This is a genomic window from Kribbella sp. NPDC051620, assembly GCF_044453825.1.
Classification (GTDB): domain Bacteria; phylum Actinomycetota; class Actinomycetes; order Propionibacteriales; family Kribbellaceae; genus Kribbella.
In genome coordinates, this window is record NZ_JBITDB010000001.1 from 664,054 (window position 1) to 676,509 (window position 12,456).

Genomic DNA, 12,456 nt, shown 5'->3' on the forward strand with positions numbered 1-12,456 from the left:
ATGACCCGTTGTGCAGTGCTCGGGCAACCGATCGCGCACTCACTGTCGCCGGCGATGCACAGGGCGGCGTACGCCGAACTCGGACTCGACTGGCGCTACGACGCGTACGAGGTCGGCGAGGACGAGCTGCGCAGCTTCTTGAGCACGCTCGGCGACGACGTCCGCGGGCTCTCGCTGACGATGCCGCTGAAGCGCGTCGCCCTGGATCTGGTCGACGTCGTCGATCCCGTCGCCGAGTTGATCGGTGCGGCGAACACGATGCTCTTCGAGCCGGACGGATCACGGTCGGCCCACAACACCGACGTACCGGGGTTGGTGGCTGTTTTTGCGGAGCGGGGGATCACCGGCGCCGATACGGCCGTAGTACTGGGTGGGGGAGCGACTGCTGCATCGACACTGGCTGCCCTGCGGGGGTTGAAGGTCAGTGAGGTGACGCTGGTCGTGCGCGATCTCGCCAAGGTCGAGCGACTGAGGGATCTCGCGGCCGAGCTGGGGCTGAAGGTCTCGGCGACCGACTTCAACCAGGTCGAGCAGATCGGTGGCTTCGATCTGTGCATCTCAACCCTGCCCGGTGGTGCCGTCGACCCGTGGGCCGAGCACTTCGCGCAGGTCGCGCCGGTGGTCTTCGACGTGGCGTACCACCCATGGCCGACCCAGTTGGCGATCGCGGCGCACCGGATCGGTACAGAGCTGTTGAACGGCCTTGACCTCCTCGTGCATCAGGCGACCCTCCAGGTGGAGATGATGACTGGTAGGTCGCCCGCGCCCCTGGCGGCCATGAGAGCCGCCGCGCGTGAGGAGCTGAACGATCGTGAGCCCAGTTGACCGCCGTACCGTACTGAAGGCAGGCGGGGCGCTTGCCGCGGTCGCGCTGACCAGTTGTTCCGAGGTCAAGCCGGCCAATGCCGGCCCTGCCGGTTCCGCCGCGAACCTGACGGCCACCGGCCCGAACTGGACCGCGTTCCAGAAGAGCGTCAAAGGCACCGTGTACCTGCCGGGCAAACCCGGTTATGCGACCGTCCGTCAGCTCTTCAACCCGCGCTGGGACACCGTCGCCCCGGCCGCCGTGATCCGCACGGCCAACGCGACCGACGTCCGCACGGCGATCCTGTTCGCCCGCAAGAACAAGCTCGTCTCGGTGCCGAAGAGCGGCGGCCATTCGTACGTCGGCGCCTCGACGGTCAGCAACGGCCTGGTGGTGGACGTCAGCGCGATGCGCTCGATGAGCTACTCGGGCAACGTGCTCACCGTGGGCGCGGGCGCCAAGCTCTACGACGTCCATGCGTTCCTGGACAAGTACGGCAAGTCCCTGCCGACGGGGACCTGCCCGACCGTCGGTATCGCCGGCCTCACTCTCGGTGGCGGGATGGGTGTGCACACCCGGGCCTTCGGCCTGACCTGCGACCGGATCCAGTCGCTCGGCGTGATCACCGCCGACGGCGTCGCCCGCAACGTGAGCGCGACGGTGGATCCCGATCTGTTCTGGGCGCTGCGGGGCGGTGGCGGTGGCAACCTCGGCATCGTGACTTCGTTCAAGCTGATCACGATCCCGGCGGCGAAGCTCGGCTTCTTCCGGCTGAGCTGGCCGGAGTCGAAGGCCGCGGCCGTCATCAAGGGCTGGCAGAAGTTCGCCCAGGTGGCGCCGATCACCGCCTGGGGCAACGTGCACATCGATGCCTTGAGCAACGGAACGCTGCAGATCCACGTGCTCGGCTGCTCGACCACCGGCAACGGCGCGGCAGCGGCCGCTCAGCTGGAGTCGTACGTCGGGTCCAAGGCGACCACCCGGACCTTCGCGGTCCGGACGCACATGGAGGCGGTGAAGTACCTCGGCGGCGGCACGACCAGCGCGCGTCAGGGATTCCTGGCCGGCTCCGATGTGCTGAAGCCGATGTCCGCCAACACGATCGCCGCCTTGCTGGGCGCTGTGAAGACGGCGGCGCGCGCGAAGCTCCCCGCAGCGGCGATCCTCGACCCGCTGGGCGGTCAGGCGGCGAAGATCCCATCGGGCGGGTCCTCGTGGGGTCACCGATCCGCGGTCGGCGTCGTCCAGTGGTACTCCGGACTGGCAGCCCACCCGACCGCCGCCCAGCTCAAGGCTGCGCAGACCTTCATCACCAACGGCCACCGTGCCGTGAAGCCGTCCTCGGTCGGCGGCTACGTGAACTACGTCGAGACCGGCCGCTCGGTCAGCACGTACTACGGCGCCAACTACGCCCGCCTCCAGGCGGTCAAGAAGAAGTACGACCCCACCAACTTCTTCCACAACAGCTACACGATCGCCTGATCCGGCCCCACCCGCCACTAGCCTTCGGCCATGAAACTGTGGCGGTTGGTGGGGGCTGTGCTCGGGTTGGCGCTGCTGGGGGTCGGCGTCTCGCCCGCCTGGGCCTGTGCCTGCGGCGGGTACCTTCCGGACGCGGAGTCGCGGGCCCGGGTGTTCGGCGAGAACGCCCTGGTCCGGTACGACGGCGGCCAGGAGGAGATCGTGTTGTCGATGTCCGTCCAGGGGCAGTCGAAGAAGGCCGCCTGGATCATGCCGGTCCCCGCGGCCGCGAAGGTGGAGCTCGGCGACAACGACCTGTTCTACCGGCTGCAGTCGATCACCCGCCCGAAGGTCGTGACCCGCAAGACGTACTGGCCGTTCCGCGACCTGGGGATCATGGGCAGTCGCGGCGACGGTGCCGGTGCGCAAGCGCCCGGCAGCAGGGTGGACGTTCGTCAGCAGATGCAGCTCGGGCCGTTCCAGATCGCGCGCCTGAGCGGCTCGAGCGGGACGGCGGTGACCGCCTGGCTGCGCACCAACGGGTACGCCGCTCCCGCGAGCCTGGCCGCCAACCTCACGCCGTACCTGACCGAGAAGTGGGAGATCGTCGCCGTCAAGCTCGCCCCGAAGGACGACGGCACCCGGATGACCGGCTCCACCCCACCGCTGCGGCTGACCTTCACCTCGCCGCGGATCGTCTACCCGATGCGGCTCAGCAAAGGCGCGACGACGGCGCAGACGGTGACCGTGTACGTCGCCGCGCCGTACCGGGTCGACGCCTCCACCCTTCCCGACCCGGACGTGAAGCCGGAGCTCCTGTACGCCGGCCGCGTGGCGGACGAGGATGCCCCGCAACTCGCCTCGCCTACGACGTTCCTGACGGCCTACTCGGTGACCTACCGCGAACCGTCCCGGATCACGGCCGACTTCGCCTTCACCCAGGCCGCGAACGACGACGGATTCGAGCGCGTGACGTACGTGACCGAGAACCATGGCCTCTGGAGCACCCTCGCGGTGGTGTTCGGCGGGCTGCTGCTGATCGGCGGAGGAGCAGCGCTGGTCGGGCGCAGACTCGCGAAGCGCCCGTAGCGGTTTTCCACAGGCACGGCTCGGCCAGGGGTCTGGGCGGTGGTCGATCGTCTAGGCTGCTGGATCGTGTCGGCTGACAATGCGTTGCTCGCCGCAGGGGCCGGTTTCGTCCTCTGCGGCGCCGCCGCGTTCACGCTCGGCCCGCTGGTGATGCGCCGGATCCCGGAGCCGATCCTCGGCGAGGAAGACACCAAGATCCCGTACGCCGAACTGGCCGGCGAAGGCATCGCGACGAAGGCGGCGTACTGGTGTGGCGCTACAGCAGCCGTCGCCGGCGGGCTGCTCGGCTGGGCGCTGGGCACGTCCGCGGGACTAGCCGCCTGGCTGGTGCTGGCGGTGGTGGGCTCCGTGCTCGGGTACATCGACGCCCGGACGAAGTACCTCCCGTCGGCGATCACCTGGCCGTCGTACGTGCTCGTCGGGCTGGCGCTGGCGATCGGCGCCCTGGTGACGGGGGACTGGGGATCGCTGCTGCGAGCCGGGATCGCCGGCGCGGTCGCCTACAGCCTGTTCGAGCTGCTCTTCACGGTGGTGCGTCGAGGCGTCGGCTACGGCGATGTCCGGCTGTCGGGGCTGCTGGGTATGGCCTTGGGCTGGCTCGGCTGGGGTGAGGTGATCGTCGGCCTGTACGCCGGGTTCTTCGTCGGCGCGGTGAACGGGGTCGTGCTGATGGTGGCGAAGGGCTACTCACGCAAGGACATGCTCCCGTTCGGGCCGTTCATGCTGCTCGGCGCGCTCATCGGCGTACTGGCAGGGCAGCCGTTGGTGCGGCTCTACCTAGGCTGATCGGTGGAGAGCTGGAGTCCGTCTGCTGGGTGATGCGACGCGCGCTGACCGTTACCTAGGGTCGTTGGCATGCCACCAGTCAGCCGTAGGGGCCTGTTGTCCGGAGGAATCGCCGCCGGCGCCGCCCTCAGCATCCCGACCGCAACCGCGGCCGCTGCCACCACCACACCGATCAGCGGCAAGATCCGCCCGGCCGACGCGAGGTACCAGGATCTGGTCCAGCGCGGCACGAACCGCCGCTTCGTCGCGAAGCCGGAGTACGCGCGGGTGATCCGCTCCGCCGACGACGCCGTCCGGGCCGTGCAGGAGGCGGTCCGCGCGAACAAGCGGATCGCGGTCCGCGGCGGCGGGCACTGCTTCGAGGACTTCGTCGACCACGGCGAGGTCGAGGTGCTGCTCGACATGTCGCAGTACGACGAGGTCACTTTCGACGAGCGCTACAACGCCTTCTCGATCGGGGCGGGCGCGACGCTCGAGACCGTCTACAAAGCGCTCTTCTACGGTTGGGGCGTCACCGTGCCTGGCGGCGGTTGCCTCGGGGTGGGAGTCGGCGGCCACTTCAGCGGTGGCGGGTACGGGCCGCTGTCGCGCAAGTACGGCTCGGTCGTCGATCACCTGTACGGCGTCGAGGTGGTGATCGTGGACGCGCACGGCCGGGCTCGGGCGGTCGTCGCGACGAGGGACAACCAGTACCAGGACCTGTGGTGGGCGCACACCGGTGGAGGTGGCGGCAACTTCGGCCTGATCATCCGGTACCTGATGCGGTCGGCCGGCGCCCGCGGCTCGGACCCGGCGCGATTGTTGCCCAAGGCCCCTGCATCGCTGCTGTCGAGCATCCTGGTCTACGACTGGAAGACGGTCACCGAGGCGGGCTACGTGCGGATGCTGCGCAACTGGTTCGACTTCTTCGAGCGGCACAACACGGCCGACTCGCCGTACGCGACGCTCTACAGCCCGTTGATCCTGACGCCGTTCAACGCCGGGAACTTCCTGCTCTCCACCCAGATCGACGCGTCCGTGCCCAACGCGGCCGGGTTGCTGAAGGCCTACAACGCGGCGATCATGGCTGGGGTGACCGACCCGGCGCCGCAGATGATCGACGTACCGGAGGGGCCGTTCCTGCACCTGACGATGCAGCGGTCGATCGCGGAGGACATCGCGCCGACCCGGAGCAAGTTCAAGGCGGCGTACCTGCGCAAGGGCTACACCGACGAGCAGCTCACGATGATCCACCGCAACCTCAGCGATCCGAAGTCGGTGGTCGCGCCGGGATCGTCGGTGCTGCTGATCCCGTACGGCGGCAAGGTCAACACCGTGCCGGCGAACGCGACGGCGACCGTGCAGCGCGACGTGGTGGCGAAGATGGTGCTGACCGCGAGCTGGGACGACCCGGCGCAGGACGACGCGCAGATCGGCTGGGCGCGGAAGTTCTACTCCGACCTGTACGCCGCGACCGGCGGGGTGCCGGTGCCGAACGAGACCAACGCGGGGTCCTACATCAACTATCCGGATGTGGATCTGGCCGACCCGGAGTACAACAGGTCCGGCGTGCCGTGGAGCGCTCTCTACTACCAGGGCAACTATCCGCGGCTGCAACAGGTGAAGGCGACCTTCGATCCGCGTAATGTGTTCCGCCACAAGCTTTCCATCGAACCGGCCTGACCGCCGACCACGAACCGGCCTGACGGCCGCCCACGAACCGGCCGGGACGCCGGGCCTGATCCTCGGGGGACGGGCCGGACGTCCCGGCCGCTCCACCCTGCTGGGTTCACCAGCCGGGGTAGCGGGTGGTCCAGGCGGTGTGCGGGCCGTGGTCGCCGTGCAGACGGTTGGCGCGGGTGAACTCCAGTACGAAGTCGTCGGCCAGCTGGAGGATCGTGCCGCGGCCCTCGAGTGGGAAGACGAGTTCGGCCGGGAGAGCGGTCTCTCCGTGCAGGGTGCCGAGGATGTTGCCGCAGATCGCGCCGGTGGAGTCGCTGTCCCCGGAGTGCGTCACCGCGAGCGCGAGGGCGTCGAGGAACTGCTCGGGTTCGGGGTAGGCGAGTGCGCAGTACACCGCGATAGAGAGCGCTTGCTCGGCGATCCAACCGCCACCGAGCCGCTCGACGGTCACTGGTCCGCGCCCGAGCGGTCCCGCTGCCAGCTCGCGGGCGGCGGCGAGCGCAGTACTGGTTTCTTCATGGCCTGGGCGGGAGGCGAGCAGGGCCTGCGCTGAGTCGAGCGCTGCGTTGAGGTCGGCGCCTTGGTGGAGCTCGTGGATGATCGCCGCCAGCGCGCCCGAAGCGAGCTTGCCGGTCACATGGCCGTGCGTGTACCCGGCGAGCTCGGCCGCCGCGTCGAAGATCCACTCCGCGTCGAACCCGGGCAGCAGACCGACGGGTGCCACTCGCATCACCCCGCCGCAGCCTTTGGAGTCGTTGACGATCTGCTCGCCGAAGCGCTGGATGCTGTCATGGCCCTTGCGTGCCTCGGTCAGTGCCGAGAGGCAGGTGTTGCCCGGTGCCCGGCGTGCATACAGCCACCGCTCGCCCTGCAGCCAGCCGTCGCGTTCGCCACTCGGGATGAGCAGGAGCTGGGTGTCCAGCCACCGGTCGTAGGCGTGGTGCACGACGCCGAGCGTGAACCCGATCCCGCGATCGGTCCGGACGCCGGCCCGGATCAGCCCCTCGACCGTGAACAACGTCATCTGGGTGTCGTCGGTCACCGTACCGGCCGGCCAGCGCGGGCCCTTGGCAACGAACGCGCGAACCCCGTCGGGGTGCTCGGCGACGATCGACTGCCCGTCGCTGAACTCCACCGGCCCGCCGAGCGCGTCGCCGATCGCGCCACCGAGCAGGCAACCCCTGACCCGGGCCCGGCAGGCCTCGGCATCGGCCCTGTTCATTGTGTCTCCCAGTCGTTGGATGGCCGCCCGAGACCAGCCATGGTGGCGCTAGCACTACCTCTAGACGGGTCCCAAGGCCAGTTCGTTCCGCCTCGCCGGCTCATAGCTTGGTACGTACCGAAGCACGGACCAACGAGGAGGACGCCATGACCAGCAAACTGCGCCGTACCGTCGCCCGGGCGGCCGCCGCAGGCCTGGCCACCGTAGTACTGGGTGGAGCCGCGGCCGTGGGTGCCGCCGCTGCCGCGCCGCAGCGCCACAACCCCTGCGAGACGAACCCGGTGGCCAAGGCTCTCGACGTCGCCCTCTCCGTCCGCAGCGCGCTCGACCCCGAGCGCGCCACCACCTGTTGATTCCTTGCCCGGTTGGCACTTTCCGGATTTAGGGTGGCGGCATGGCATCGGTCAAGAAGTTCCAAGTCACCTTCGACTGCGAGAATCCGGAGCGCGTCGCCCGCTTCTGGTGCGAGGTCCTGGGGTACGTCGTGCCGCCGCCACCCGAGGGGTTCGCCGACTGGGACGAGTTCAACAGGTCCCTGCCGCCCGAGCGGCAGGATTCGGCGTACGCCTGCGTCGACCCGACCGGCGATGGCCCGCGGCTGTTCTTCCAGCGCGTTCCCGAGGGCAAGGTGGTCAAGAACCGGGTGCATCTGGACGTACGGGCCGGCACCGGGCTGGTCGGCGATGAGCGGCTGGCGACCCTCAGGGCCGAGGCCGAGCGGTTGGTCGCGCTCGGAGCGACGGTCTTCCAGGAACAGGTCGCCGACGGCTTCGACGAGTCGTGCATCACGATGCTGGACGTCGAAGGCAACGAGTTCTGCCTCGACTGAGCGCCCGCTCACGACCGCTGCGAAGTGACTAGGTAGCGTGAGACCGCTCCCGGCCGCTGGGCGGCCTCGTGGGAGGATTGCGGCATGTTGCGCTGGCTCACCGCCGGCGAGTCGCACGGACAAGCGCTCGTCGCCGTACTCGAAGGTCTTCCCGCAGGCGTCCAGGTCACCACGGATGACGTGGCCGACGCCCTGGCCCGTCGTCGTCTCGGTTACGGCCGTGGCGCCCGGATGAAGTTCGAGCGGGACGAGGTGACCTTTCTCGGCGGGTTCCGGCACGGACTGTCACTGGGCAGCCCGATCGCGATCCAGGTCGGCAACACCGAGTGGCCGAAGTGGGAGCAGGTGATGGCGGCCGATCCGGTCGACCCGGACGTGCTCGCCGACCTGGCCCGGAACGCGCCGCTGACCCGACCTCGGCCCGGCCACGCGGATCTGGCCGGCATGCAGAAGTACGGGTTCGACGAGGCTCGCCCGGTGCTCGAGCGGGCGAGTGCGCGGGAGACCGCCGCTCGGGTGGCGCTCGGTGAGGTCGCGGCCAGGTTCCTCCAGCAGGCGTACGGCGTGACGATCGTCAGCCATGTCGTCGAGCTCGGCACTGTGAAGGCGCCGTACGGAGTGATTCCCTCGTACGACGATGTCGCGCGGCTCGACGCAGACCCGGTTCGTTGCCTCGACCCGGACGCGAGCAAGCAGATGGTCGCCGAGATCGACCAGGCGCAGAAGGCCGGTGACACCCTTGGAGGTGTCGTCGAGGTGATCGTCGACGGGCTGCCGCCGGGCCTCGGCAGTTATGTGCACTGGGACCGGCGGCTGGATTCGAAGCTGGCCGGCGCGCTGATGGGCATCCAGGCGATCAAGGGCGTCGAGCTCGGGGACGGGTTCGAGCTGGCCCGGACGCCGGGGTCGAAGGCGCATGACGAGATCGTCGCGGAGGGCGGCTCGGTGCGGCGTACCAGCGGGCGCTCCGGTGGTACCGAGGGCGGCATGAGCACGGGGGAGACGCTGCGGGTGCGCGCGGCGATGAAGCCGATCGCGACCGTGCCGAGAGCGTTGCGCACGATCGACACGGTCACCGGCGAGGCGGCCGCGGCGCATCACCAGCGCTCCGACGTCTGCGCCGTACCGGCCGCCGGGATCGTCGCCGAGGCGATGGTTGCGCTCGTCCTGGCCGACGTCTCGGTCGAGAAGTTCGGCGGCGACTCGGTCACCGAAACCTCCCGCAACCACAAGACCTACCTGGCGAACCTGCCAGGCACCATCACTCCCCGCGAGTGGAGCGCCGAGTGAGCGACACCGCACCCGCCGCCGGCTCGCGAGGGCCGGTTGTCGTGCTGATCGGCCCACCTGGCTCTGGCAAGTCGACGATCGCGGAGTTGCTGGCTGCGAAGCTCGGCAAACAGCATCGCGACACCGATGCGGACGTCGAGAACACGGCGGGAAAGCCGATCTCCGACATCTTCGTGGACTCGGGTGAGCCTGTGTTCCGGGCCATGGAGCGGGCGGCGATCGTGGCGGCGCTGACCGCCGACGACGTTGTGCTTTCGTTGGGCGGCGGCGCGATCCTCGACGCCGAGACGCGTGCGGATCTGGCCGGTCACAACGTCGTCTTCCTCGACGTCTCGGTCGGCGAAGCAGCCAAGCGAGTCGGTCTGGGGGTGGCCCGCCCGCTGCTGCTGGGCAACGTCCGGACCCAGCTGAAGAACCTGATGGACGCCCGCCGGCCGCTGTACGCCGAGGTCGCCAAGCACACGATCACCACCGACGGCCGGGCGCCCGAGGAGATCGCCAACGAGATCCTGGAGCACCTCGGATGACGAACCCTCCGGACCAGCTCCCGGACCCAACCACCGCGGACTCGGGCGGCGCCAATCGGATTCGGGTTGCGGCGGCGTCGCCGTATGACGTTGTCATCGGCAACAATCTGCTGGGCGAACTGCCTGGGCTGCTGGGTGATGACGTCCGGCGGGTCGCCGTGATTCATCCTCGCGCGCTGCGGACCAGCGGTGACGCGATCCGTGACGACCTGGTCGCCGGTGGGTACACGGCGCACGCGATCGAGATCCCGGACGCCGAGGAGGCCAAGTCGGCCGAGGTGCTCGCGTACTGCTGGTCGGTACTCGGGCAAGCGGGCTTCACCCGGTCAGACGCGATCGTGTCGATCGGCGGCGGGACGACGACCGACCTGGCCGGCTTCGTCGCGGCGACCTGGTTGCGTGGCGTCAAGGTGGTGCACATCCCGACGACGCTGCTCGGCATGGTCGACGCGGCCGTCGGTGGCAAGACCGGGATCAACACGGCCGAGGGCAAGAACCTGGTCGGCGCGTTCTGGGAGCCGGCCGGGGTGCTGTGCGACCTGGCCGCGCTGGAAACCCTGCCCCGCAACGATTACGTGAGCGGCCTGGCCGAGGTGGTGAAGTGTGGCTTCATCGCCGACCCGGTGATCCTCGAGCTGGTGGAGGCGGATCCGGAGGGCGCTTCGGCACCGGCGTACAAGCACACCGAGGAGTTGATCGCCCGCGCGATCCAGGTGAAGGCCGACACGGTCGGCGCGGATCTGCGGGAGAAGACGACGACCGCCGGCGGGCAGATCGGGCGCGAGGCGCTCAACTACGGGCACACGCTCGGGCACGCGATCGAGCGGGTCGAGCGGTACAAGTGGCGGCACGGGGCCGCGATCAGCATCGGGATGGTGTTCGTCGCCGAGCTCGCCCGGGCGGCGGGCAAGCTCGACGACGCGACGGCTGATCGGCATCGCGTCGTACTGGAGTCGCTCGGGCTGCCGGTGAAGTACCGCGCCGACGCGTGGCCGCACCTGCAGGACGCGATGAAGCTGGACAAGAAGACCAGGGCCGACCGGCTCCGCTTCGTGATCCTCGACGCCCTCGCCAAGCCCACGATCCTCGAAGCCCCCGACCCCAGCCTCCTCATCGCCGCCTACGCCGAGGTCAGCTGAAGTAGTAGTCGCTGTTCTTGTAGGTCTTGTTGAACCCGAATCCGCCGCCCTCGACGACGCTCGTCGGGCCGGTGGATCCGGGAATCTCGACCAGCCGGTTCGACTTGTCGAGGAACTGCACCTCCACCGTGTACTTCGCGGACCTGCTGATCGGCGCGTCGATCCAGGCTTGGGTGAAGCTGAGCCCGTCGACCGCCTTGCTGCTGAACCACGGCGACCGGGGGGTACCGTCGACGAGGATGCGTTGCCGGACCCGATCCACGGTCGAGGGGGTCCGGATCCACAGCCGGGTGGCCCACTTCTTGTCCGGTTCGGCTTGCAGCTGGATCAGCTCCTGCGGCCGGAAGCTGTCGTCGTAGCGGGGCTTGATGAAGCTCTCGCCCTTGGGCAGCTTCGCGAGTTCCTCCGCGCTCGGGGCGGGGCCGCTCGTGGAGACGAAGTTCTCCCACCAGATGCCCTTGCCGGCCAGGTCCTCCGCGGTGGTCTTGATCGGATACCCGCTGCAAGCAATCAACCGCCCGTCGCCGGGCGGGATGCCGTTGCCGCCGGGGTCGTGACCCTCGACGGCCACCGTCCAGTCCTGACCCTTCCCCCAACCGGTGCGGATCTTGGTGGCGTGCAGAACGCGGTAGGGCTTCTCCCAGGGCGGGCAGATCGCGAGTACCTGCGCGATCTCCGGCTGCGACAGCGGCCCGAGGTCGAGATCGACCTCGGCTTCGGCCGGCTTGCTTGCCGGGGTGACGGCGGGGTCGCCGGATTTCAGGGTCTGGGGGACGATCAGGATGGCGCCGACCACCGCGGCCACTGCCGCGCAGGCGAGGACCGGGACGGCCCAACCGGGTGTCCTCCGCTTCGGCGCCCGCCAGTCCCGTTCCGGCCGCTTCGTGGCCGGCCCGGGCTGCTCTGCCTGCCGGGGGAGCGGGCCGGACGCCTGCGCCGGCGCCGTGCCGGCGAGGATTCGGTCGAGGATGGCCTGCTTGTTCGGCAGGCTGCGTTCGGTGGGCGGTTTGGTCGTGGTCATTGTGGGCCCTCCGTGGTGTCGAGATCGATCAGGCCGGCGAGTCGGCGGCGTGCTCGGGCCAGCCGGGACTTGACGGTGCCTTCGGGTACGCCGAGGACCTGCGCGGCCTCGGCCATCGAGCAACCGGACCAGGCGACCAGCTCGACGATCTCGCGCTGATCGGCCGGTACCTTCGCCAGCGCCCGGCGCAATGCGCTCATCGCCCGCTCGTCGTCGACCTTCGCCGCGGCCAGCGCGGAGGGGTCCGGGGTTTCGGGGGAGCCGCCGAGGGTGCCGAGCCGTTGGCGCAGTGCGCTCAGCCGGCGGCTCGACCTGGCCGCGTTGGCGCATTCGTACCTGGCGACGGTCAGCAGCAACGGGCGCGCGGTGCCGAAGGTCAGCTCGTCGAGCCGGCTCTCGCTGGCCCGCCGCCACACCGCGGTGAAGGTCGCCTGGACGATGTCCTCCGCGATGGACCAGGAACTCGTCCGGCGGAACGCGAAGTTGTAGACGGCGTCGCTGTACCGATGGAAGAGCTCGGTCAGGGCAAGCTCGTCAGCCGACCGCAGCCGTTCCCACAGCTCCAGATCCGAACTGACCGCCTGTCCCGTACCCTCTCCCATCAGCACTCCCACTGTCGGTGTAC

Annotated in this window: 13 protein-coding genes; 10 read left to right on the top strand and 3 right to left on the bottom strand. The window is 69.4% G+C overall.

Annotated features, from left to right (window positions below):
- The 5 genes from ACIA12_RS02945 to ACIA12_RS02965 all read left to right on the top strand — a co-directional run bounded on the left by ACIA12_RS02945 (position 1) and on the right by ACIA12_RS02965 (position 5,803).
- On the top strand, positions 1-825 hold the full coding sequence (locus tag ACIA12_RS02945) for a shikimate dehydrogenase (RefSeq protein ID WP_396365109.1): 825 nt from the start codon (positions 1-3) through the stop codon (positions 823-825).
- Positions 812-2,287 (top strand): FAD-binding oxidoreductase, encoded by a 1,476-nt coding sequence (locus ACIA12_RS02950; RefSeq protein ID WP_396365110.1) that lies wholly within the window; start codon positions 812-814, stop codon positions 2,285-2,287. Before ACIA12_RS02945 ends, ACIA12_RS02950 begins: the two co-directional genes overlap by 14 nt.
- A gap of 30 nt (positions 2,288-2,317) precedes the next feature.
- Positions 2,318-3,355: a DUF2330 domain-containing protein gene (locus ACIA12_RS02955; protein WP_396365111.1), complete on the top strand. Its 1,038-nt coding sequence runs from the start codon at positions 2,318-2,320 to the stop codon at positions 3,353-3,355.
- Positions 3,356-3,421: 66 nt separating this feature from the next.
- Complete coding sequence (locus ACIA12_RS02960; protein ID WP_396365112.1) at positions 3,422-4,141, top strand: prepilin peptidase; 720 nt, start codon at positions 3,422-3,424, stop codon at positions 4,139-4,141.
- Between the two features lie 69 nt (positions 4,142-4,210).
- Positions 4,211-5,803 (top strand): FAD-binding protein, encoded by a 1,593-nt coding sequence (locus tag ACIA12_RS02965; RefSeq protein WP_396365113.1) that lies wholly within the window; start codon positions 4,211-4,213, stop codon positions 5,801-5,803.
- Positions 5,804-5,909: 106 nt separating this feature from the next.
- On the opposite strand, the gene ACIA12_RS02970 is transcribed toward ACIA12_RS02965, so the two are convergent.
- The gene (locus ACIA12_RS02970; RefSeq protein ID WP_396365114.1) at positions 5,910-7,025 is read right to left on the bottom strand and encodes an ADP-ribosylglycohydrolase family protein; all 1,116 of its coding nucleotides are present in this window, start codon (positions 7,023-7,025) and stop codon (positions 5,910-5,912) included.
- Between the two features lie 146 nt (positions 7,026-7,171).
- Here ACIA12_RS02970 and ACIA12_RS02975 point away from each other — a divergent pair, with 146 nt between their 5' ends.
- From ACIA12_RS02975 to aroB, 5 genes are all read left to right on the top strand, one after another.
- A complete protein-coding gene (locus ACIA12_RS02975) occupies positions 7,172-7,378 on the top strand; it encodes a hypothetical protein (protein WP_396365115.1) in 207 nt (68 codons plus the stop codon).
- Between the two features lie 41 nt (positions 7,379-7,419).
- Complete coding sequence (locus ACIA12_RS02980) at positions 7,420-7,854, top strand: VOC family protein (protein ID WP_396365116.1); 435 nt, start codon at positions 7,420-7,422, stop codon at positions 7,852-7,854.
- A gap of 84 nt (positions 7,855-7,938) precedes the next feature.
- Positions 7,939-9,144, top strand: coding sequence for a chorismate synthase (gene aroC, locus ACIA12_RS02985; RefSeq protein ID WP_396365117.1), 1,206 nt, complete (start codon positions 7,939-7,941; stop codon positions 9,142-9,144).
- Entirely contained in the window at positions 9,141-9,671 is a 531-nt protein-coding gene (locus tag ACIA12_RS02990) for a shikimate kinase (protein ID WP_396365118.1), read from the top strand. Before aroC ends, ACIA12_RS02990 begins: the two co-directional genes overlap by 4 nt.
- Entirely contained in the window at positions 9,668-10,810 is a 1,143-nt protein-coding gene (gene aroB, locus ACIA12_RS02995) for a 3-dehydroquinate synthase (RefSeq protein WP_396365119.1), read from the top strand. Before ACIA12_RS02990 ends, aroB begins: the two co-directional genes overlap by 4 nt.
- Here the strand turns inward: aroB and ACIA12_RS03000 are convergent.
- Complete coding sequence (locus ACIA12_RS03000) at positions 10,803-11,831, bottom strand: hypothetical protein (protein ID WP_396365120.1); 1,029 nt, start codon at positions 11,829-11,831, stop codon at positions 10,803-10,805. The genes aroB and ACIA12_RS03000 overlap by 8 nt on opposite strands.
- Positions 11,828-12,433, bottom strand: a complete 606-nt coding sequence (locus tag ACIA12_RS03005) for an RNA polymerase sigma factor (RefSeq protein ID WP_396365121.1) — start codon at positions 12,431-12,433, stop codon at positions 11,828-11,830. Before ACIA12_RS03005 ends, ACIA12_RS03000 begins: the two co-directional genes overlap by 4 nt.
- Positions 12,434-12,456 lie beyond the last annotated feature (23 nt).

Excerpts from the sequence above, each read along its gene's own strand:
- ACIA12_RS02945 (WP_396365109.1), top strand. The coding sequence starts at position 1 with ATGACCCGTTGTGCAGTGCTCGGGCAACCGATCGCGCACTCACTGTCG.
- ACIA12_RS02955 (WP_396365111.1), top strand. The coding sequence starts at position 2,318 with ATGAAACTGTGGCGGTTGGTGGGGGCTGTGCTCGGGTTGGCGCTGCTG.
- ACIA12_RS02965 (WP_396365113.1), top strand. The coding sequence starts at position 4,211 with ATGCCACCAGTCAGCCGTAGGGGCCTGTTGTCCGGAGGAATCGCCGCC.
- ACIA12_RS02970 (WP_396365114.1), bottom strand. The coding sequence starts at position 7,025 with ATGAACAGGGCCGATGCCGAGGCCTGCCGGGCCCGGGTCAGGGGTTGC.
- ACIA12_RS02975 (WP_396365115.1), top strand. The coding sequence starts at position 7,172 with ATGACCAGCAAACTGCGCCGTACCGTCGCCCGGGCGGCCGCCGCAGGC.
- ACIA12_RS02980 (WP_396365116.1), top strand. The coding sequence starts at position 7,420 with ATGGCATCGGTCAAGAAGTTCCAAGTCACCTTCGACTGCGAGAATCCG.
- aroC (WP_396365117.1), top strand. The coding sequence starts at position 7,939 with ATGTTGCGCTGGCTCACCGCCGGCGAGTCGCACGGACAAGCGCTCGTC.
- aroB (WP_396365119.1), top strand. The coding sequence starts at position 9,668 with ATGACGAACCCTCCGGACCAGCTCCCGGACCCAACCACCGCGGACTCG.
- ACIA12_RS03000 (WP_396365120.1), bottom strand. The coding sequence starts at position 11,831 with ATGACCACGACCAAACCGCCCACCGAACGCAGCCTGCCGAACAAGCAG.
- ACIA12_RS03005 (WP_396365121.1), bottom strand. The coding sequence starts at position 12,433 with ATGGGAGAGGGTACGGGACAGGCGGTCAGTTCGGATCTGGAGCTGTGG.